General features: G+C 63.4%; 13 protein-coding genes. 4 read left to right on the top strand and 9 right to left on the bottom strand.

The window, feature by feature from the left end:
* Positions 1-140: 140 nt before the first annotated feature.
* The 6 genes from BWR02_RS10385 to BWR02_RS10360 form a co-directional block, all read right to left on the bottom strand.
* Complete coding sequence (locus BWR02_RS10385) at positions 141-3254, bottom strand: error-prone DNA polymerase (protein WP_139557678.1); 3114 nt, start codon at positions 3252-3254, stop codon at positions 141-143.
* Positions 3238-4731: a Y-family DNA polymerase gene (locus BWR02_RS10380; RefSeq protein WP_139557675.1), complete on the bottom strand. Its 1494-nt coding sequence runs from the start codon at positions 4729-4731 to the stop codon at positions 3238-3240. The genes BWR02_RS10385 and BWR02_RS10380 overlap by 17 nt, the downstream gene beginning before the upstream one ends.
* A 223-nt stretch (positions 4732-4954) precedes the next feature.
* Complete coding sequence (imuA, locus tag BWR02_RS10375; protein ID WP_139557674.1) at positions 4955-5572, bottom strand: translesion DNA synthesis-associated protein ImuA; 618 nt, start codon at positions 5570-5572, stop codon at positions 4955-4957.
* Positions 5573-5580: 8 nt separating this feature from the next.
* Complete coding sequence (lexA, locus tag BWR02_RS10370; protein ID WP_139557672.1) at positions 5581-6192, bottom strand: transcriptional repressor LexA; 612 nt, start codon at positions 6190-6192, stop codon at positions 5581-5583.
* A gap of 216 nt (positions 6193-6408) precedes the next feature.
* Positions 6409-8538 (bottom strand): LamG-like jellyroll fold domain-containing protein, encoded by a 2130-nt coding sequence (locus BWR02_RS21075; protein WP_201276227.1) that lies wholly within the window; start codon positions 8536-8538, stop codon positions 6409-6411.
* A gap of 1383 nt (positions 8539-9921) precedes the next feature.
* The gene (locus BWR02_RS10360; protein WP_139557671.1) at positions 9922-10299 is read right to left on the bottom strand and encodes a hypothetical protein; all 378 of its coding nucleotides are present in this window, start codon (positions 10297-10299) and stop codon (positions 9922-9924) included.
* A 1266-nt stretch (positions 10300-11565) separates the two neighbouring features.
* Between BWR02_RS10360 and BWR02_RS10355 the strand changes: the two genes are divergently transcribed.
* From BWR02_RS10355 to BWR02_RS10340, 4 genes are read left to right on the top strand one after another with little or no spacing between them, the layout of a single operon-like run.
* Entirely contained in the window at positions 11566-13044 is a 1479-nt protein-coding gene (locus BWR02_RS10355; protein ID WP_139557670.1) for a hypothetical protein, read from the top strand.
* On the top strand, positions 13041-13697 hold the full coding sequence (locus tag BWR02_RS10350; RefSeq protein ID WP_139557668.1) for an ABC transporter ATP-binding protein: 657 nt from the start codon (positions 13041-13043) through the stop codon (positions 13695-13697). Before BWR02_RS10355 ends, BWR02_RS10350 begins: the two co-directional genes overlap by 4 nt.
* A 6-nt stretch (positions 13698-13703) precedes the next feature.
* Positions 13704-14891, top strand: coding sequence for a hypothetical protein (locus BWR02_RS10345; RefSeq protein ID WP_139557667.1), 1188 nt, complete (start codon positions 13704-13706; stop codon positions 14889-14891).
* 50 nt (positions 14892-14941) lie between these two features.
* Positions 14942-15814 carry a metal ABC transporter substrate-binding protein gene (locus tag BWR02_RS10340; RefSeq protein WP_139557665.1) on the top strand — a complete coding sequence of 291 codons (873 nt, stop codon included), beginning with the start codon at positions 14942-14944 and terminating at the stop codon, positions 15812-15814.
* A gap of 96 nt (positions 15815-15910) precedes the next feature.
* Here the strand turns inward: BWR02_RS10340 and BWR02_RS21470 are convergent, their stop codons facing one another.
* The 3 genes from BWR02_RS21470 to BWR02_RS10330 all read right to left on the bottom strand — a co-directional run bounded on the left by BWR02_RS21470 (position 15911) and on the right by BWR02_RS10330 (position 18183).
* Complete coding sequence (locus BWR02_RS21470) at positions 15911-16036, bottom strand: hypothetical protein (protein ID WP_268921412.1); 126 nt, start codon at positions 16034-16036, stop codon at positions 15911-15913.
* A 323-nt stretch (positions 16037-16359) separates the two neighbouring features.
* Positions 16360-16890 carry a DNA-deoxyinosine glycosylase gene (locus BWR02_RS10335; protein WP_139557664.1) on the bottom strand — a complete coding sequence of 177 codons (531 nt, stop codon included), beginning with the start codon at positions 16888-16890 and terminating at the stop codon, positions 16360-16362.
* 48 nt (positions 16891-16938) lie between these two features.
* Positions 16939-18183: a glutaredoxin family protein gene (locus tag BWR02_RS10330; RefSeq protein WP_236102118.1), complete on the bottom strand. Its 1245-nt coding sequence runs from the start codon at positions 18181-18183 to the stop codon at positions 16939-16941.
* Positions 18184-18354: the final 171 nt, after the last annotated feature.

The raw sequence follows: 18354 nt of genomic DNA, 5'->3' as shown, positions 1-18354 counted from the left end.
GCTGCTCCGCATCTCTCCCCAGCGCGTTGAATTCCGCCGGCGCCATTGTAAGCCCTCGGCGCAGTGAATGCGCTGCTCCCGGAATACCTCGAAGCGGGCCTTGCGGGCCCTGTGGGTCGGGCCTGAACCGGAGGATAATCTCAATGAAAATCCCGCGACTGAACCTCCAGCCCATCCAGCCAGTCGCCGAGATCGTTCAGCTTGCCGGCCAGCAGATGCAGCACGCCTTCTTCCTGCTGCACCGTACCAGCGACTAGCAGGATCCGGGATTGCAACAAGGCTTTGCGCTGCGCCTCGGCGGTGCTCGGCCAGATGATCAGGTTCACATGACCGGTCTCGTCTTCGATCGTGACGAAGGTGACACCGGCAGCGGTCTGGGGTCGCTGGCGGCAGAGCACCAGCCCGGCAACCCGCACCGCCGTGCCATTCCGCAACCCCCACAAATCCTGTGCCGTCCGGATGCCGAGGCGCTCCAGACGAGGGCGCAGCAAGGCCAGCGGATGGCGGCGCAGGCTCAGGCCGGTTGAAGCATAGTCGGCGACGATATCCTCATGCTCGCGCGGCGCGCGCAGCAGCGGCACTGCCTCGTCGCGGGCCGGCTCGGAATACAGCGGCGTCGGCGCCTCGACGCCAGCCGCTTCCCAGAAGGCCCGCCGGCGGTGGCCGGTCAGTCCGTGCAGCGCATCGGCCGCGGCCAGACTCTCCAGATCGCGGCGATCCAGCGCCGCGCGCAGGGAAAGATCCTGCACGTCGGCATAGGGCCTCGCGGCACGCGCGGCAACGATCCGCCCGGCACCCGCCCACGACAGCCCTTTCACGAGCCGCAGCCCGAGCCGCACGGCGGGATGGAGCTGTTCCGGCGGTTCCAGCGTGCAGTCCCAATCGCTGTAACGTACGTCCAACGACCGGATCTCGACACTATGGCGCATCGCATCCTGAATCAACTGTGACGGAGCGTAAAAGCCCATCGGCTGGCTGTTCAGCAGCGCGCAGACGAAGGCGGCCGGATGGTGGCATTTCAACCACGCCGAGGCATAGGCCAGCAGCGCGAAACTAGCCGAATGTGATTCCGGGAAACCGTACTCACCGAAGCCGCGGATCTGTTTGTAGATCTGCTGCGCGAACTGCTCCGTATAGCCGCGCGCGCGCATGCCGGCGAGCAGTTTCTGCTCGAAGCGGTCCAGCTCGCCGCGGCGGCGCCAGGCCGCCATCGCACGGCGCAACTGGTCGGCCTCACCGGCCGTGAAGCCGGCGGCGACCATCGCGAGTTGCATCACCTGCTCCTGGAAGATCGGAACGCCCAGCGTGCGCTTCAACACCTTTTCGACCGCCGGACTCGGGTAGGTTACCGGCTCCCTGCCGCTGCGACGGGCAAGGTACGGATGAACCATCTCGCCCTGGATCGGGCCCGGCCGGACGATCGCGATCTCGATCACGAGGTCGTAGTAATTCGCCGGTTTCAGACGCGGCAGCATGGTCATCTGTGCGCGCGATTCGACCTGGAACACGCCCATGCTGTCGCCCCGCTGCAGCATCGCATAGACCGCCGGGTCTTCGGGCGGAATCGCGGCCAGCGACCATGGCCGGCCGGTGCTGGTCTCGAGATAGCCCAAGGCCTTGCGGATCGCCGTCAGCATGCCGAGCGCGAGCACGTCGACCTTCAGCAACCCCAAGGCCTCCAGATCGTCCTTGTCCCACTGGATCACGGTCCGCTCCGGCATCGTCGCGTTCTCGACCGGCACCAGATTCGACAGTTCGTCGGCGGCGATCACGAAACCGCCGACATGTTGCGACAGGTGACGCGGGAAGCCGATCAAGGCCTGGGACAATGACAGCAGTCGCCGGGTCGTCGGGCTGTCGGGCGACAACCCGGCCTCTCGAAGGCGAGTTGCCAGCGTCTCGGAGCTATCCCAATAATCCAGCGTCTGCGCCAGCGCATCGACCTGGGCCAGCCCCAGGCCCAGCGCCTTCGCGACATCGCGCACCGCGCTCTTGGCCCGGTAGGTCGTCAGGCTCGCCGCCAGCGCAGCGCGGTGCCGGCCGTATTTGCGATAGAGATACTGGATGACTTCCTCGCGCCGCTCGTGCTCGAAGTCGACGTCGATGTCGGGCGGCTCGTCCCGCTCCCGGGAGATGAAGCGTTCGAACAACAGGTCGAGCCGGCCGGGATCCACCTCGGTGATCCCCAGGCAATAGCAGACTGCCGAATTGGCGGCCGAACCGCGGCCCTGATACAGGATGCCGCGCTGCCGCGCGAACCCGACCACATCGTGAACCGTCAGGAAGAACGGCTCGTAAGCCATATCTGCGACCAGCCGCAGTTCGTGCTCAACCTGCTTCAGCACCTTACCGGGCGCGCCGTCCGGCCAGCGCAGCGCCAACCCATCCTCTGTCAGATGCCGCAACCACGAGGTCGGGCTATGGCCTTCCGGCACGAGTTCCTGCGGATACTCGTAGCGCAGTTCGTCCAGGGAAAAACGGCAGCGTTCGGCGATGCGCATCGTTTCGGCGAGCAGTTCCGCCGGGTAGATCCGGGTCAGGCGAGGCCGCGGGCGCAGGTGCCGCTCGGCATTCGGAAACAGCGCATAACCCAGTTCGGCAACCGGCCGCTTCAAGCGAATCGCGGTCAACGTGTCCTGCAGAATCTGCCGTTCACGGCAGTGCATATGCACGTCATTGCAGGCAACCGGAGGCAGCCCGACACGACCAGCCAGCGCCTGCAATTCGGCAAGGCGCTGACGATCGCCACCGTTCAGGAACAGTTCTACGGCGAGCCAGGAGCGCCCTGGAAAGCGCTGCGCCAGCCAGAGGCCATCCGCGTCGACAGGGGCGGCTTGCGGCAACCAGATCGCCAGGCAATCCGTTAATGGATGCTCGGCCAACTGCTCGCGGTTCAAGCGGTAACAGCCCTTCGGGGCCTGCCGCCGGCCCAGCGTGATGAAGGCCGACAACTGCCCGTAGCCGGCCCGGTTCGTTGCCAGCAGCACGAACCTGAACCCATCCTCGAGCCGGAACTCGCTGCCGATAATCAGCGGCAGGGCCTGTTTGCGCGCTTCCTGATGCGCCTTGACCATCCCGGACAGCGAACATTCATCGGTCAGGGCCAGCGCGGCATAGCCGAGCCGGGCGGCTTCTGCGACCAGTTCCTCCGGGTGGGAGGCACCGCGCAGAAAGCTGTAATTGCTTAGCGCATGGAGCTCGGCATAGGAGATTCCCGAATTATCGAGATCCCCGCAATCATCCGAACAGGCCATGCAGATACCACCGGTCGGGACGCTCGAGTTCGCGGTAGATCCAGAGCTTCGCGCCGCGCCGGTCGGTCGCGACGTGGTAGTCGCGACGGATACCGGCCGCGTCCCACCAGCCGCTCTCGATGCGTTCGGGCTGCGGTCGAATGACGGCCAGTTCGCCGCGCGGCACCCGACGCGGCCGGGCTAGCAGCCATAGCGGACGCGGTGCCAACCTGGACGGCGCCGCCAGCGCTTGCGCGGTACCGCCGCAGGCCCGCTCCGGCCGATGATCGGCGCGAAGCACCAAAGGCTTGAGCGCCTGCGGGCCGAGTCGGGCCTCCAGTTGATCGAGCAGTTGCTGCCAATCGGCCGCCTCATCGGCGCACTGCCCGAAAAGATCCGTCGCCACGGCAGCCCACGGCACGAGCGCCGCACTGGACACTGCGACGGCACAGACCGGGGCCGGCAACGACAGCCGTTCCAGGCGCTCGCGCAGCAAGCGGCCGAAATGCGCGGCAGCGCGCTCGGGCCGGCGCGAACCCTGCTTCAAGCGGGTCGGCGGCCGGTCGCGATGCTCCAGGGCAAGGTGCAGGCGGGTTAGCCCGGCATCCCGCTCGTACAGAAAGTCACTCAGACGCTGCAATAACTGCTCGATGGCCGGAAAGAAATAGGCCAGACGATCGGTTTCGGACGACAGTTCGAACCGGGCATGGAAACAGGGCGGCGAGCGGAATTCGCGCAGCGGCGTCGCGAGCAGGCCGGCGGCTCGATCCAGACGCAGCAGCAACTCGGTACCGTAGCGCCGGACCAGACCCTCGCGCGGCAACCGCCACAGATCGCGCAACGTCGCGAGCCCGGCCTTCAGCAAACGCTCGTGCGTGCGTTCATCGAGCCCCAGCGCAGCGCCGGGCAGATCGCCGAGGGCCGAACGTAACTCCTCGACGTGCTCGACCGCCGCCTCCCGTCCCCATCGAGCCAGCAGCGCACTGGCATAAGGGGACGGCGTCGCCGCGCACACTGCGCGGTGGCCTGAGGCTGCCAGCCGGTCCATCAACTGGCTCGTCAGCACCTCCAGCCCACCGAACAGCTTCAGGCTGCCGCGGACTTCGAGCAGCAGGGCCGGCGCCAAATCGAGGCTGACCCACGGCGTAAAACCGAGCGCACAGCGGGCAAGGCGCTCCAAAGCCTGTCGCTCCCGGTCCGGATCGCGCTCGGCAATAACCAGGTCCGGACACAGCGCGTACGCGGCCGACAAAGGCAGGCCCGGTGCCAAGCCGTATCCGGCGGCCCAGATATTCGTTGCCTGGAGCAGCGGTCGGCCCTTCGCGGTCTCGATCACGGCTGCCGGCCGATCGGCCGGCAGCGGCAGCACGTCCCGCGACAGATCCGGGAAGTGAGCGCACAGCCAGAGCGGACCCGGCGACCCCGAACACACACCCCGAGGGTCGTCCGGCACGCGATCCGGGCTCCTTAAAGAGGTAATCGCAACTTCAGCCAGCATGGTTGGATCGCTCCGAAGCGCCTGCAATGAATCCCGCCAGGCGACTCATCCGTGGTAACTGCGACGTGGCGGGCGTATTCGAGGCTGGAGGGTAGGTACGGGATTTCGTCGAGGACGGTACCCGGCTCGGAATCGATAGCCAACAGGCGAGCCAGCGGGGGATATCGACCGGCCGCCCATCACCCGAATGCCGTTTCCTCAATGGAAGCGGTTCGAGCATCGATCAACCGAACCCGAGCCTCACCGCGCCTCCCGCCCATCCGCCGCGCGCCTTGAGCACCCGCACCTCCAGCCCACCCTCCGTCGGTGCCAAGGCCAGCCGCAGCGCGGCCACCGTGCTGCTGGCGTGCTGTCCGTGAAACAGCACGCCGATCGTTCCGCCTTCTTCCGCAGCCAGTTGCAGGCGACGCAGCATCACCGGCTGGATCCGTTGCGGCCAGGCCATGACCAGCCCGGCCCCCGGATGACGCAGCAGCTTTTCCATGCTCCACCAGCGATCCGTGTCCGAATCCGGGATATCGACAACCAGCGTGCGCCGCAGGTCCAGCCCCTGGCCAGCCAATGCCGGCGCATAGGGCACGAACGGCGGCGCAATCCAGACCAGCCAGCGGCCGTCGCGGTTCAGTTGCCGCATCGCCGGCAGTAATAAACTCAGTTCGCCGATGCCCCAGACCGGTGCCAGAATCTCGATCAGCGCCGGGTAAGGCCAGCCGCCGCCCGGCAATAGCCGGTCCAGTTCGGCAAAGCCGCTCGCGATGACCGGGAACGACGCCTTAGGCCCGCCTTTGCCGCGCCAGATCCGGCGGTCGGTCCGCAACAGCGACTCCAGATCCGCGTTCATGGCCACCTTCAGTCGATGCGGTTGCGGATCACGCCGACGACGACGCCTTCGATACTGAGTTCCTGCTTGCTCAAGTCCACGGCGAGCACCGGAAACTCCGGATTGGCGGGTTCCAGATAGGCCATCTCGCCCGCCAGCCGCAGCGTCTTGACGGTGACCTCATCATGCAGCCGCGCCACGACGATCTGGCCACTGCGCGCCTCGGCCGCTTGCTGCACGACCAGCAGGTCGCCGTCGAGGATGCCGGCATCGCGCATGCTCGAGCCCTGCACCCGCAACAGGTAATCCGCCTTGTTCTGGAACAGTTCGGGACCGAGTTTGCAGTACTGCTCGACGTTCGCTTCGGTCATCAGCGGCCGGCCGGCCGCAACCTTGCCGATCAGCGGCAAACCGTCCTGCTCCGCTGCCTTTTGCAGCAGGCGGATACCGCGCGAAGCCGAAGGTATCAGCTCGATCGCCCCCTTGCGCGCCAGCGCCTGCAATTGCTCGCGGACGCCGTGCGGGGACTTGAGGCCCAGAGCCCGAGTGATCTCGGCGATCGTCGGCGGAAACTCTTCCTGCTCGATGAACTGCCGGATGAAGTTGAGGATATCCTGCTGACGGGGTGAAATCGGCTTCATTTTTCTGTCCATAAGAACACTGTTCTTATGGACAGTCTACCGAGGCGCCGGCGGGGGTTCAAGCCGGAGAGTAAGCCATTCTTTCACTCCCCGGCCACTTCAGCACCAACAGGACCGGAAGACATCGACTTAACAATGCCTATCCAAAGAAAGGATAAGCCCACATCGAAGAATGAGGTCATGGCGCCGGAGCATGTCATGTCGGGCGCGGTAGTGCTATGGACTCACAGGATCCGCAGGGACTACAGGATCCGTAGGGACTACAGGATCCGCAGGGACTACAGGATCCGTAGGGACCACAGGATCCGTGGGATCCGTGGGATCCGTGGGATCCGTGGGGTCATCGGCGACACGGACGGCTACACCTCGGCCTTCGCCATCCAGCGCGAGCGTAAGACGGCCCGAATCTCCGTCCTGAGCACATACACCGGCTTCCCCGCCCACGGCAGCATCGTATTCCCAGGTGACTCCCTTGACGGACGCTTGCCCCTGTCCGTCCCTATAAAGCCTGAACAGGCTCTCCATTTCACCGGCGTCATAGCCCAGTTGGTTCGCGCAACTGACCATCGCGGCGACCATCGGTGCCGTGTGTGCCGATGACCAGATTGCGAAGTCGTCGATGCCGCCCGTCCAGCCGGGCATCATCCGGGGACTCGGCGTACCCCCGACCATCATCGAGTTGACCTCCGCTTCGGTGAAGATGGTCTCAGGATTCTCGCCTTGCGGCAGATAGGCCAGGCCATCGATGTAGAAGCGCACATCATCCAAAGTGGCTCCCCTGCCCGGAAACGTGACGGCAACGTGATGCCACATACCGTCATTGACCTGCACGTCGCCTTGCGCAGCCATCACTCGCTTCCCGACCCCGACTTCCAAACCCAGTTGGCCGCTCCCGACGAAGAACCGAAACAGCCCATAGTCGTTCTTCCAGAACTGGCCCGAGGGATAGAGATAACCGGGTCGGTCGGAAGGCTTCTTGATCCACATCGCGACCGTTCGGGCACGGTCGCCGGCGACCGGCGTGATCCCGGTGCTGAGCAATCTGCTTCGATCCGCATGCCGAAAGTAGGCAGCCGCACCGAGTTTGCCGGCAGCGACACGCTTTACGTTCACCTTCCTACTGTCGTAGCGGTGACCGAACCCACCGCTGTTCTTGGCGAGACCGGCCGCGTCGTCGTCGAAGGAGTAGTGCACCTGCAACCCCGCCGGATCGATAGGCTTCAGGGCTTCCCCGGTGAAAGAGTGCTGCGGGGTTCCCGACGACTTGTCTAGGAGTAGCGTGCTTTCGGGGACAAACGACACACCGCCTCCGGGGTCTTCGTGACGAGACCGCTGCTCCAACTCGATCCGGTCGCCGTAGACACGGACGACCAGAAACCCCATATTCCCCCGGAATCCGGCACCGTGAGTAACCTGGAGCAGATTCGAAGCCTTGTCCCTGGTAACCGTCGTTTCATGGACATCACCGGCAAAATAGAGATCAACGGCGTGCTTGCGCAACACCTGCCAGAAGGCAGAGTCATCGTATTCATCCATGAAATTCATGCTCGACGCGAACGCCCTGACCGGAGAGATGACCGGTACATGGCCCTGCACGATGATGTGGCTGATGCCGGGATCCTGGCGAGCGGCCCCCAGCAGGGCATCCAGCCATTGCAGATGACCATCGGCCGCATTCACGGAAATCAGCACCGAACCGCGCGGACCGAGAACCTGTGCCGGGTCGATTTGCTGGTATTCGTCAACCGACACGACCAACAGGTTGCCGGCCTGGAACGCATGCGACGTGTGCTCGTAGGGAGTACCTACCGGACGCATGGGCACACCACCGATGTCGCCATCGTACCGCGACTCCCCTTCCGGCTTCCGCGTAAAGTGTTTGGCAAAAGCCGCCTTGAAGAACGGCACCGCGTCGGAATGAGGACCGAGCGGCCAGTCATTGCCGCCGATCTCATGATCCCCCATGGCAACATGCAGATTCTCGAGCCCCACGGCCGACAGGTATGCGCTCAGTCCGCCCCAGGCTTGATCGGCGCAAGCCGCTACGACACCCTGCAGATCGGCTTCAGGGGCGCATGCCTGGAACTCCGGCTTCCACCAGTGCTGCGCCCCGAGATCACCGTCCATCAACACGAAAGTCGGAGCGAGCGCGGCGACACTGCCGAAAATCTCGTCTGCCGATCGGCTGACGTCGGCGGGCAAATCTTCTTCCAAGAACCAGTCGGACATGGCCGTATCCGGCATGCTGACGAAGACCAGCGGCTCTTCGGCATTCGCCGCTGACAAGCACAGCATGAATGCCAACACGCCAGCCAGGGCGTAACTCTCCGGTCTGAATGAAGACATGGCAACCTCCGTCCTGCCTTGCCCGCCTTCCGTGGGTGAAGACCATATCGAGCCACCGAACCGACGATCCGGGCGATCGAGAGGCATTAGATGGGGGCAAGCGGGAAAAGTGAAAAACCGATGACCGGAAAGATAGGCCATGGGCAGCGGCGCGCTTGGGTCAGCCAGCGGCGCGCCGAGCGTACATCGGGTGGAATCGACCCCGAGCCGTGGCCACGCAGAATAGGCTCCACGGCCAGAGATGGGCGAGCTTCGCCGCAGCAGTAACGGATCAGGCCCGCCGGTTCATTGCAGAAGCAGAGACAGTCCGGAAATGTACGCAGGACCCTATGAGGAACAAGAGCTTCGCTCTCGTGCGATGGATTGCTGCCAGTTCAATGGCCATGATACCGAAGACCTCTGCCCTTCGATGTCACCGGAACGAATAGCAGGACCAGGGCCGCGCGCGAAGCCGATGCAGATGGCCGGATTAGCCTATTGGAAGGAAGCGGAATCGCGCTCGCATGCCCGCCCTCGTGACTCAAGGAGGCGGCATACCGTCTGCCGAATACGACGCACGGCAGTGCGTTCTGCTTACCGAAGGCGACAACAGGATTTCCCGGGCTCATCGGTTCGATTGAACGCCGTACCGGGGAAGCGCAGCAGGTAATTTGCGACTTTCATGCTACGGTCGCGGACCGTCGCGAGCCAAGACCATCCCCTGTCGTCGTACCCAAAGCGGAAACGATCCGGGTCGGCTGTGTCTCGGGCGAACCCTGAGCGCATTTCAGCTATGGCCAGGACCTTCCTGCAGCCGCTCGTCAACGCACCCAAAGGTCGACATCGCTCGGGCCCTTTTTCCAGGCGCGGAAACCGCCTTGGCGTCCTGCAGCAAGCGCAACGACTCGTGCATGGGTTTTCCCAGCGTATCCTGACGCGTAGGTAAATCGGAAGCAGTACCCGAAACCTCCTTCATCGACTGTTTGGCACGCCTCACGGCATACAGGCATTTCGCCATGAATCCGCGCGCACGGTAATGGGGAGGTACACGAAAGCCGCTGTAACCATCACCGATAATGGAAACAGCAGTACGAAGCCCCTAGGCTTCGTCAATACACTAGGTAAGGCCGGAAGCTTGCCGACGAATCCGGATCCGATAACCGGTGGCAGGAAAGAGAAATCCCGTCCCGGCAGACCGGGAAGCGGCAACAGCGCAACCATGGCTGAGTACGCGCCGCATTTCCTTGGCGGAGAGACCGTAGAAGACGGATTCGGGCTACACGACTGCAGGCCCGGATCGTGTCATACCCATTCTTGAGCAAAGAACGGAGTCCGAACGGCTCGCGAGGGCCGCTCGGCCCTCGCAAACATCCGACCTGGATCAAGGCTCGGAAAGCGGCCCTGTCAGAGCTTGCCTTCCTTCTTGTAGTAGTCGACCTCGCTGTCCATCTTGTCCTTGCAATGCTTGAAATGCTCTACCGATTCGGCCACCTTGCCTTCGTCGAGCAAAATCATGGCCTTTTTCATCGAGCTGGAACCGATCTCCATCGGCATCGTGCTGATTTCCTTATAGGATTCCAGCGCGATCTTCCGCCCTTTCTTGGCCATTTCCAGAGCGGTAGCCGTATCACCCTTCTCCGCAGCCTCCAGCCCTTTGGTGCAGGCCTCCTGGGTTTCAACCAGGCCTACGGGCGGATTGGTATAACGCCCGCCGGCAAAGCCGACCGAAGCGATCGAGCCGAGTAACAGAACTGCAGAAATCTGGCTGAGAGTGAACCTCATCGAATGCTCCTTTGAATTGGATGATGCTTGCAGTGGTCCGTCCTTCGTTGAGGCGACCGGTTACCGTTACGGCATGGCAAACCCCACGCGCAGGACTCCTTTAGCCGGTCCAATGACCGCGACTTTCCTTGGCAATGCGCGTGCCATGGACTCACGACTGCCGGCGAATCCTTAAAATAGAAGGATATAAACGATCCCAGGGTGTTTTCATCGCTTTTTAAATATGTTTTCTGAGTTTTCTCACACAGGAAGTGAGTCATACAACGCATTTTGCAATGCGTGTTTTCACGCAGTCATTGAGGCAAAAGACATAATGTTTTATGTCGACGCAATTTCAGTCCCGCTGAGCAACGCCACTGAAATCCGGCCAGACCACAACCTCAACATGAGGTGCCTTTAAGAGACCATATTGATAAACTCTTCCATGGCGCTATGGCATGACTTGACAATCCTCCGGAATACGCGCATTTTCTGCCCGCGAAGGGCACTTCGAGACCTTTCACATCGCACGTTTTTCCGAAACAATAAGGAGGTGGAAATGAGAAAGATCGTATGTCTTCTGGGCATTATCCTCGGGTCGCTGCTTATGACGGGCTGCGGCAATTCTCCGGACGGAGATTCCGGCCGGTTGAAGAACATTTCGTACCTGCCCCCGCTGTAGCAATCAGGACAGACTTCGGCTCCACCAGATCCGAAGTGGCAACGGCGCTGGATATTTGGACGACTCCGTTCCGGATCTTCAGCGCCAAATCCGTCGACGGTCCGGCCATCATCGCCGGCTGCCCGTTCGCGAACACCAGAAAACCCGGCGACCGCGATAGTTCGGGTCGAGTGGCTCGCGCGAGCCGACTCATCCCGACTGGCGCTCGAGGCAGGACCCAGGCGCTTCGCGCCGGCACGTAGCGCCCAGCCCTCTGAGGGTCCGATGCCCTGGTCGTCCGTCACCGCTGCAAACATCAGCGGCATCCCACGACGAGTATGAATTGTCCAGCATTTGATCTCGCCGCCATGCGCCGGCTCTCGTTCCGCGCACTGCTGACCGTGGTTTTCTGCCTACCAGCCCACGGCGACTGGTCCGGGTACTCACGCTACGCTGCAGTCATTGAAGTCGACGTCGGCGATGATGCAGCGACCGTGGAGATATGCATGCCGGATGCCGCCCTGCGTCGACTTACCGCGTCCGCAGGGCGGACACCGGCTACCCCGGCTGAACCGGCGCTCATTGCGCAGGGGCTGCTGCAGCTGTCAGCCGAACAGGGACCTGCCATGACTCCGCACATCGACAGCGTACGCACGATCACATCCGGGCAGGCAACCCCCGGCGACTGTAGCGTGGCGTCTGGCGACGTCCATGCCGTCAGGCTCACACAGCCGCTGCCGCCTGCTGCCCGACATCTGACTATTCACCCTTACGATGGCGCCGGAACGGATGCTCTGGCATTGATGGTGCTACACCATGGCGTCCCCGTCAGCGATCTCGGCGCACTGCAGAAGGCTGTGCGAGTCACACTCGATCCCGACGAACCCTGGCGGTCCCGCATCGACGATCCGGGCTTCGTTCGCCGGCATAACGAACCCCGGTCCTTTCTTTACGTGGAGCCATACGAGGTTCGCCACGAACTTTTGATTCGCACCGCCGACCTGCTGCCGCTCATGGACCTCGGCACGGCAGATTCAGGCATCATCACGGCCAGCGAACGGCCATCGGTACTGCAGCGCATCGGCGCGTACCTGCAGACGCACAATGCCCTGCAGATTGACGGTGTAGACGCCTTGCCGCAGCTCGATCGCCTGGACTTCGTCCGCTACACCCGGGAGGGCGTGCGACCGATCGAAGAGACCGGCCGCATCGACGCGCGCAGCGCCCTGCTCGGCGTTCAATTGGTCTACCTGACCGAAAGTCCTGCGCGCGCCATACGGCTCCGTTGGGACCTGTTCGGCAAAGGCTCCACCAGCCGCCCGATCAGCGTGATCCAGGGTCAGGAGTCGTTCGACGGCTACGCGACTCCGGCCAACCCGGTCTTCGAGTGGACTCAGGACGATACATTCGAACCACTGCCCGCTACGGATGAGATCGACACATCCCTCCCGCTGAAAGATGTAGCCCCGGCTGAGCCAGGAAGCATTCCCACAAGTCCCCACGGTATCGTTCTGACGCTGACCGCAGCATTGGCTGGTGGACTTCTGTGGCGGGTCCTGCGCGACCACCGCAGCCGTCGGACCGCACCGTGGTTCGTTGCCCTCGCAGGCAGCGCCATCGTTGCGGGGATCGTGGCCTATTGGCGATCAGCCCCATCGGACACGCCACCGGTCACGAAGAGCGCTGTGGTGGCGACACTGGAACCGCTGCTGCACAACGCCTATCGGGCCTTCCAGTTACGCAGCGAGGAAGCGGCCTATGACCGGCTGTCGTTGAGCCTGGGATCGCCACTGCTCGACGACATCTATCTGCAACAGCGGCGGGCCCTGTTGCGTCAGCAGGAAGGACTGGGGGGAGAGGGCAAGGTCGACCGGATCGAAATCCTGTCGGCCGAGATCGTCGACGCGGGTACCGGGCCCGACACCTGCGAGATGGATGCGCAGTGGATCGCGCACGGGACGGTATCGCACTGGGGCCACTCCCACCCGCGCCGTAATGCGTACCGGGCCCGCATCGCGCTGAGCGGAGACCGAAACGGGCGCTGGAAGATCGTCGGGCTCACCTTTCTCGATGGCCAGCGCCTCGATGGCGGCGAACGGACATGATCCGTATTGACGACCTCGCGTTCTCCTACCCTGGGTCGGGTTTCTCTTTACGCGTGCCGGATTTCGCCGTGTCCCGCGGGGAAAAAGTGGCCATCATCGGCGCAAGCGGCACCGGCAAGACGACGCTGCTCAAACTGATTGCCGGCATCGTAACCTCCCAACACGGCGCGATCGAGGTGGATGACAGGGCGATACATCGGATGAGCGACAGCGAACGGCGCAACTTCCGCATCAGCCGGATCGGGTTCGTATTTCAGGAACTGGAACTGCTCGACTATCTGAATGTGTTCGATAACATCGTGCACACTTATCGGATCAACCACATCCTGACGCTGGACGCCGAAGTCCGCCGACGGGCACGGGCGTTGGCCGAGGACGTCGGCCTGGGCGGGAAGCTGGGCCGCATGCCACGCGATCTTTCACAGGGCGAGCGCCAGCGGGCCGCCGTCTGCCGCGCACTTCTGACCGAACCCGGCCTGCTATTGGCCGACGAGGCGACCGGAAATCTCGATCCGGCGAACAAGTTGCGCATCGTCGACCTCCTCGTCAGGGCAGCGGATCGCCGCGGCGCGACGCTGATTGCAGTCACCCACGACCACGAACTGCTCCCGCACTTCGACCGCGTCGTGGACTTCGCCCAATTCCACGCCTGATCACCGATGCGGCACGATTTCTACCTGGCATGGCGCTACCTGCGTCACCACCGGACACGCTCGTTGATCCTGATCGCATCGCTGGGGCTGCTGATCACGTTGCCATTGGCCCTGCACCGTATCCTCGACGCGGGCGAGGCGCTGATGACGGCCCGAGCCAAATCCACACCGCTACTGGTCGGCGCACGAGGCAGCGCGCTCGACCTGACCCTCAGCGCGCTGTATTTCAACGCGGCGCACCCGCCGATGATCCGGATGGCTGACGCCGAGCAGGTCGCTGCCACCGGCTGGGCCGAGGCGCTGCCCATCTACTCGCGCTTTAGGGTCCGTGGTCAGCCGCTGGTCGGTGTCACGCTGGACTATTTCGATTTCCGTCAGTTGAAACCGGTCGCGGGTGCACCGCTGGCGATGCTGGGCGACTGCGTGCTGGGCTTCGAAGCGGCCGCCAAGCTCGGGCTCAAACCCGGCGATCCGCTGCTGACGACGCCCGAGAATCTGTTCGACCTCGCGGGCATCTATCCGCTGAAACTGCACGTCGCCGGCATCCTTGGACGCAGCCACACGCCCGACGACGAGGCGGTGTTCCTCGACCTGCAGACCGCCTGGGTCATTGAGGGGCTGGGGCATGGGCACACCGCCGTCACGGAGGGCGGTGGAATGACGCCTCGAATAGCTGCGGTCCCGGCCACGAACATTCAGGTCGACCAGACGAAGCTGCTGACCTACACCGAGATCACCCCCGAAAATGTCGGTTCCTTTCATTTCCACGGCGACCCGGCGACCTACCCGATCACCGCCGTGATCGCCGTGCCGCCGGATCAACGGGCCACGACGCTGTTGCGGGGACGCTATCTCGCCCCCCTAAACAGCGTTCAGATCGTCGACCCGGCTGCAACGACACAATCCCTGTTGCAGAACATTTTCCGCGTCGGGGCGCTGTTCGACGGCGTGCTGCTGCTCGTGGGCATCGCAACACTGCTGATCGTCGCGCTGGTGTTCGCGCTGTCGCTACGGCTGAGACAGCGGGAGATCGACACTATCGTACTGCTGGGTTGCAGCCGCCTGACCGTGCTGCGACTCGCCGCAGCCGAGCTGGTCCTGATTGCGATCGCCAGTTCCGGACTGTGCCTGCTGCTGCTCGCACTCGTCCGTCACCAGTCGACGGAACTCGTCCGTCATTTCGTCATCCCCTGAAGGAGGTCTCCGTGCTCTCTCGAACGCGTGCACTGCAACACACCCTGGCGATGCTTATGGGTATCGCCGCAACCACCGCCCTTGGCGCGCCCCCCGCCGGCACGCTGCGGGTGGCCGCAACCGTTTACCCGGTCGCGTATTTCGCCGAACGCATCGGCGGGCCGGCCGTCACGGTCGAGTTCCCGATCCCGGCCGATGTGGACCCGCCCTTCTGGCAACCAGGCATCCCCGACATCATCGCTCTGCAGAAGGCCGACCTGATCCTTCTCAACGGAGCCGATCTGGAGAAATGGCGAGCACGCGCGACCTTGCCCCAGATGAAGCTCGTAGACACCTCGGCTGGCTTCAAGGACCGCCTGATCGTGGTCGACAATGCCGTGACACACAGCCACGGCCCCGGAGGACAGCACACCCATTCGGGCACGGCCTACACCACATGGCTGGACCTGGAACTGGCCGGACAGCAGGCCGATGCAGCCGGCCAGGCGATGAGACGAAAGCGCCCCACGCTGGCTACCCGCTTCAACACCAACCTCGACGCGCTGAAGACGGATCTGGCCACACTGGATCGGGAACTGAAGACCATTGCGGCTGAAAAACCGGGACTTCCGCTACTGGGATCCCACCCCATCTACCAGTATCTCGCGCGGCGCTACGGCCTCAACCTGCAAAGCGTGCACTGGGAACCCAACGAGATGCCTCCGGAGACCGAATGGGTTGCGCTGAAACAGTTGCTGGCCCGGCACCCGGCACGAACGATGATCTGGGAAGCCGAACCGAGCCTGGCGATCGCCGGGCGCCTCGTGAAACTCGGCGTGCATAGCTTGGTATTCAACCCTTGCGGAAACCGGCCGGCCGATGGCGATTTCCTGAGCGTCATGCGGACCAACGTCGAAAACCTGCGCACGGCATACCGTCACTGAGGCTCCGAGAGGGGCGCCGGGGAGGTTCAGCGCAGCGGCACCCCCCGGCCTTCCTTGCCGGAGAGCAGCCAGTCCGCTCTCGGGTTCAAGTACGCTTCAGTGCTGCAGCCAGTCCGGCTTCTTGGGGCCCGGGGTGTTGCCGAAGGGACCTTCCCTGTCACAGGCAGTCAGCAGGCAAACGGTAATCAACAATGCACCTAGCTTGATCGTATGGGAAATCACTCGTCGTTCTCGTTTGGATTGGGAAGTGGGCCATGGAATGGGCGGATAGCGTGGCGGGCGCAACGACTTTAGCCTGCCAGCACCCTCGTTGGCTCCAGGGCGACTACGGGAAACCTGGTTGCCCGGAGCGAATCATGCCCGATGAAGCTGCCGAACAGACCATGTCGGCGTCTGTCCGTTTGCTGTACGAAGCAGAATGTGTGCCGCTTGCTCCAGCACTGCGACATGGCGTAATGGACAACGGAAGCTCTGGGTGTCGGGACGTGGAACGGCGGATCCGGATCAGGCATTTCGCGTGCCGACTGCCGCAGATGCCGCAGCGATCAAGTGCCGTCGGAAGGATCGACGCAAGGGCTCTGAATCACACGACGCCATGCGCGCAGTTTCTCGTCGAAGCCGCGAGCCGCGTGCGCCGGGCTCGTCGACGGGAGGCGTTCGCAGACCAGCCGGTCGGCGCAGAACAGTTCCGGCAGGACATATCGGCGAAACGCACTCTCGGCCTTGCTGCCGTTGAAGAAGACATGGGTGATGCGGGTGTGCTGCAGCAGAAACCCACCGAAATCATTCGGTACGATGGACGCATCGTCGATAGCGGCATCGAGACTTCCGTCGCGCCGGCATGATTGCAGCACATCCCACAGGGCAATCCGCGCCGCACGTAGCCGGGCCAGCCGCTCCGCATAAGCCACGCCGCTGGGCCAGTCGAGGAGAGCGGCCAGAATCGGCCAGAACGCGTTCCGGGGATGGGCGTAATACTGGCCGGCCTGCAACGAGGCGACACCCGGCATGCTGCCGAGTATCAGCACCCGCGCGTTGCAGTCGGCCACCGGAGGGAAACTGCAGACGGTGGTCATGCCGGAGGCTCTGACCTCACCAGCCCCACCGCGACACGCGCGCCGTTCTCACGCTTGGCCGGCAACGACCAGATAGACCGCCAGCGCCACCATGACCAGACCGCTGATCAGCTTCAGCCAGCGACCTTCCCGTTCTTGCAGGCGATGCTGGCTCAGCGTGGCGACGCCAATGCCGAGAATGACCAGGTCGTCGAACATGTAGGCCAGGTTGTACAGCAGCAGATAACCGTAGTAACCGATGCCATGAGTATCGTGCAAGGTCAGGATGCGGGTATAGAGCGCCGGGAAACCGGAGGTGCACATGAATTCGACGACTTGCACGAGCAGCGCGAGGACCACGGTCGCGACCAGGGCCCCAGCCAGATTGTCGGCATGCAGGATGGCTCTCATCCGGGCGTAGATATCCGGTTTCGCCGACTGCGGGATGGAGAGGCTGGGCCCCCAACCCAGAGCGAAGTAATCCTTAAGGTTCAGCAGACCGGCCAACAGCGCGATCGCCGCGATGATCAGTTCCGAGATGCGTGACAGCCCGATGAACAAAAACATGTTCAGCCAGGCGGCCATGAAGACGAAGTAGGCGAGGCCCTCCACAGCAATGAATGTGCCGGCAATCGCCAGCATCCGCCGCCGGTCACCCAGGGGGGCCAGCAGCGAAATCATCAGCAACAAGACCCACATCGAGCAGGGATTGAAGCCGTCGAGCAGCCCCATCGCCAGCGTGAACAGCGGCAGCCCGATCTGTTCCACCGACAGTTTGCGACCAAAAAATTCGATCTCGTAGGGTGCCGGACCATGCGTCTTCGCCGCGGTCACAGAAGATTCCTCGGTCGGCGCTTCGCAGGAAAGCGATTCTTCCGCTTCACAACTGCCGGCATCGCCCGCGGCAACGCTCTCCGGCGATAGGGCGGACAGGCCGTCGCGAATCATCCGCCCGGTCGTCGCGTCATCGGAAAACCCGACGATCAACTCCCCGTGCACGAAGAACGCGGGCACCCGCGCACTTTGGCGGTGGGTCTCCGCCAGCTGCTGCAGACGAGCCAGGGCCGATGGATCCCGCCGGATGTCCCGCAGCACGATACGGAGATTGGGGCGTTCCTGGGCGAGCCGGGCGAGGAATTCCTTTGCCTGGTCGCAATGCGGACAGCCCTCGCGGATGAAGACCTCGATTTCCTCGGTCGCAACCTCGGCAGACGGCCGGTCAACCGCACCCGCGGGCCCCGACCCCACCAGCAGAGCGCCAAGGATACCGATGGCGATCACCCTGGCCAGGTGCGTCTGTTTACGATGCTGCATCATATCTTCGTACCCCTTTTCGAAGCGTAACCATTCCCCCCTTTCCTGGAGGGTGTCGTAAAAGCTCAATACGTTGCCGTTCCGAGCACTTGAGTAGGTGCTACCGGTGGTGACGATGGCACCGCGAGAGTGCGCCCAAGCCATTCAAAGCGGGAACGGAATTTCCTCAGC

Origin of the sequence: Methylotetracoccus oryzae, assembly GCF_006175985.1 — a bacterium.
Taxonomy (GTDB): Bacteria; Pseudomonadota; Gammaproteobacteria; order Methylococcales; family Methylococcaceae; genus Methylotetracoccus; species Methylotetracoccus oryzae.
Note: the sequence above shows the minus strand (reverse complement) of the source record. Positions and strands in the feature narration are given on the sequence as shown.

Excerpts from the sequence above, each read along its gene's own strand:
- BWR02_RS10335 (WP_139557664.1), bottom strand. The coding sequence starts at position 16,890 with ATGACCACCGTCTGCAGTTTCCCTCCGGTGGCCGACTGCAACGCGCGG.
- lexA (WP_139557672.1), bottom strand. The coding sequence starts at position 6,192 with ATGAAGCCGATTTCACCCCGTCAGCAGGATATCCTCAACTTCATCCGG.
- BWR02_RS10350 (WP_139557668.1), top strand. The coding sequence starts at position 13,041 with ATGATCCGTATTGACGACCTCGCGTTCTCCTACCCTGGGTCGGGTTTC.
- BWR02_RS21075 (WP_201276227.1), bottom strand. The coding sequence starts at position 8,538 with ATGTCTTCATTCAGACCGGAGAGTTACGCCCTGGCTGGCGTGTTGGCA.
- BWR02_RS10380 (WP_139557675.1), bottom strand. The coding sequence starts at position 4,731 with ATGCTGGCTGAAGTTGCGATTACCTCTTTAAGGAGCCCGGATCGCGTG.
- BWR02_RS10385 (WP_139557678.1), bottom strand. The coding sequence starts at position 3,254 with ATGGCCTGTTCGGATGATTGCGGGGATCTCGATAATTCGGGAATCTCC.
- BWR02_RS10330 (WP_236102118.1), bottom strand. The coding sequence starts at position 18,183 with ATGCAGCATCGTAAACAGACGCACCTGGCCAGGGTGATCGCCATCGGT.
- imuA (WP_139557674.1), bottom strand. The coding sequence starts at position 5,572 with ATGAACGCGGATCTGGAGTCGCTGTTGCGGACCGACCGCCGGATCTGG.
- BWR02_RS10345 (WP_139557667.1), top strand. The coding sequence starts at position 13,704 with ATGCGGCACGATTTCTACCTGGCATGGCGCTACCTGCGTCACCACCGG.
- BWR02_RS10355 (WP_139557670.1), top strand. The coding sequence starts at position 11,566 with ATGACTCCGCACATCGACAGCGTACGCACGATCACATCCGGGCAGGCA.
- BWR02_RS10360 (WP_139557671.1), bottom strand. The coding sequence starts at position 10,299 with ATGAGGTTCACTCTCAGCCAGATTTCTGCAGTTCTGTTACTCGGCTCG.
- BWR02_RS10340 (WP_139557665.1), top strand. The coding sequence starts at position 14,942 with ATGCTTATGGGTATCGCCGCAACCACCGCCCTTGGCGCGCCCCCCGCC.